This window comes from Acinetobacter sp. 1130196, from assembly GCF_000588095.1.
Taxonomy (GTDB): Bacteria; Pseudomonadota; Gammaproteobacteria; order Pseudomonadales; family Moraxellaceae; genus Acinetobacter; species Acinetobacter nosocomialis.
Map to the genome: position 1 here is coordinate 1 of NZ_JFWX01000106.1, position 2,047 is coordinate 2,047.

Consider the following 2,047-nt stretch of genomic DNA (forward strand, 5'->3'; position numbering starts at 1 on the left):
CCTACTGATTTATATAAGTAACAACCGCTCCTTTTGGAGCGCTTTTTATTAAATTTAATCAAATTTCATTTGTTTAATAATTATAAAAAACAATGACTTATGAATTATATTTAATTTGCTTGCAATTCAATTTGCATAGAATTTAAAATCAAGTGCAACAAAAGTGCAGCAAGATTTTAAACAATGGCGACCTTTCAAAAACGCAATGGTAGAGTGACAGCTACCGTTAGAATTAAGCCGCATCCGGCTAAATCAAAAACATTTGATACTTTGCGCGATGCAAAGAAGTGGGCGCAAGAAACAGAAGTAAGATTAAAGAATGAAAAGTTAGAGATTTTCGACCATATTATATTTAAAGATGCCTTAATTGAGTACCGTGATACTGTCTCTATTAATAAACGTGGCTATGAAAAAGAACGAAGAAAAATAAACTTTTTATTAAAAGCCATGTATGTAGATCAGCCGCTCATTCAAGTTAATAAAGACTTCTTAACAGAATGGCGTGAGCAAAGGCTTTTAAATGTTAAAGGTGCCACGATTAGGCGTGAGTTTATTTTGCTGTCAGCTTTTTTCACTTGGTGCATTGAGGTCAAGCGATGGCTATCAGTGAACCCTCTACGTGAAATTAAGTTCCCTTCAGAATCACCGCATCGAGAACGTGTAATTAGTGATGAAGAAATAGAAATTTTATTACCTTTCTTATCTACTGAGATGCGCTATATCTTTTTAATCGCTTTACAAACCGGAATGAGACTTTCAGAAATTTGCAATCTGAAATGGGAAAAAATTAGATTGAGTAAAAGCTATTTAATTTTAGACCTTACAAAAAATGGTCGTGCAAGGGAAGTGCCTTTAAGTTCCCAAGCGGTAGAAATCTTTAAATCCATCGGCCCAAAAAAGCAAGGGTATGTATTTAGTATAACTAGCGATGATGCAACCGATGAATTTCGTGATGCTAAATTAGAAGCGGGTTTAGAAGGTTTTACTTTCCATGATAGTCGCCATACTGCAGCAACAAAAATTGCTTTAAAAATCCCGTTGCTTGATCTGTGTAAAATGTTTGGGTGGAGTAATCCACGGCGTGCGATGATTTACTACAATCCCACATCTAGTGAGATTGCAGCGCGGCTTTCACAGCCGTAAGCGAATAACGGCCTTTTATATCTTTGAATCTATGTTCTTTGGCTAGCTTCTTAAATGAATGGTAGGATAAGCCCGGTATACGTTCACATAATTGCGTAATGTTAAGCAGCTCATCGCCTTGGGCTGCTAAAACTTTAGTTACTGCATTCTCACATGCCTTTTCGATGACCTGAGCCAATTCGGATGCAGGCATAGAAACAAATTTAACTTCTGTCATTCCACACCATCCAATGATTCAAGAATAAGAATTAATTGCTTTTCAATCTCAGCGCCTTTCTTAAGACCTAAGCCATCCATAAGATCCAAAACAATATCCCTTGCCCCATTAATACGACAGAACAAATCAAACTCCTGTGCTTCGAGTTTTTGGGCACTCTTTACAACCTTTCTCAGTTTTAAAGCGAGTTTATCGCGTGACTTTGGCTCAAACTCTGAATTTTCTTTATCCAGTCCACGAGATAATGAACCTAGTTGACACATAAGTTTAGATGGCTGTTTCATAGTTACGCTCCAAAAACTGAGGTTAAATCAATGTTAAAAATTGCAAGCCAAGCATCTCGGTGATATGAATTTACTTCGGAGAAGCGTTGACCCTGTACAGTCGCTTTTTTAATTTCTAAATGGTGCTCACGACTATATTTAGAGAGCAGGCGACCTTCTTTATTTCCAAAGTTAGTTTTGAGTTTTGTGTTGATTGAGGCCACCGCTGCGAAAGAAATGGATTCACCTAATTTCTGCTTAAGGTCTTCATTTTCACGCTTAAACTTAGATGCAGTTGCCATGGCTGTAGCCTCTCGGCGACTACCAATTTCCGCTTTGGTTGTAATAGCATGGTCGCGTTCAGTCCGAGCTTGCTGTAATTCTTGAGTCTTGCGAAGAATCACATTATTAGCGACCTGCAGAG

Annotated in this window: 3 protein-coding genes and 1 pseudogene; 1 reads left to right on the plus strand and 3 read right to left on the minus strand. The window is 37.7% G+C overall.

Annotated features, from left to right (window positions below):
- Nucleotides 1-183 precede the first annotated feature (183 nt).
- A complete protein-coding gene (locus J671_RS24510; RefSeq protein ID WP_000190203.1) occupies nucleotides 184-1,143 on the plus strand; it encodes a tyrosine-type recombinase/integrase in 960 nt (319 codons plus the stop codon).
- Here J671_RS24510 and J671_RS24515 read toward each other — a convergent pair.
- From J671_RS24515 to J671_RS24525, 3 genes and pseudogenes are all read right to left on the minus strand, one after another.
- Nucleotides 1,109-1,360, minus strand: coding sequence for a hypothetical protein (locus J671_RS24515; protein WP_000141159.1), 252 nt, complete (start codon nucleotides 1,358-1,360; stop codon nucleotides 1,109-1,111). The genes J671_RS24510 and J671_RS24515 overlap by 35 nt on opposite strands.
- Complete coding sequence (locus tag J671_RS24520; RefSeq protein ID WP_031982912.1) at nucleotides 1,357-1,644, minus strand: hypothetical protein; 288 nt, start codon at nucleotides 1,642-1,644, stop codon at nucleotides 1,357-1,359. Before J671_RS24520 ends, J671_RS24515 begins: the two co-directional genes overlap by 4 nt.
- Nucleotides 1,645-1,646: 2 nt before the next feature.
- A pseudogene (locus J671_RS24525) lies at nucleotides 1,647-2,047 on the minus strand (phage antirepressor protein); the annotation flags it as partial.

Coding starts and splice junctions, on each gene's coding strand:
- J671_RS24510 (WP_000190203.1), top strand. CDS start 184: ATGGCGACCTTTCAAAAACGCAATGGTAGAGTGACAGCTACCGTTAGA.
- J671_RS24515 (WP_000141159.1), bottom strand. CDS start 1,360: ATGACAGAAGTTAAATTTGTTTCTATGCCTGCATCCGAATTGGCTCAG.
- J671_RS24520 (WP_031982912.1), bottom strand. CDS start 1,644: ATGAAACAGCCATCTAAACTTATGTGTCAACTAGGTTCATTATCTCGT.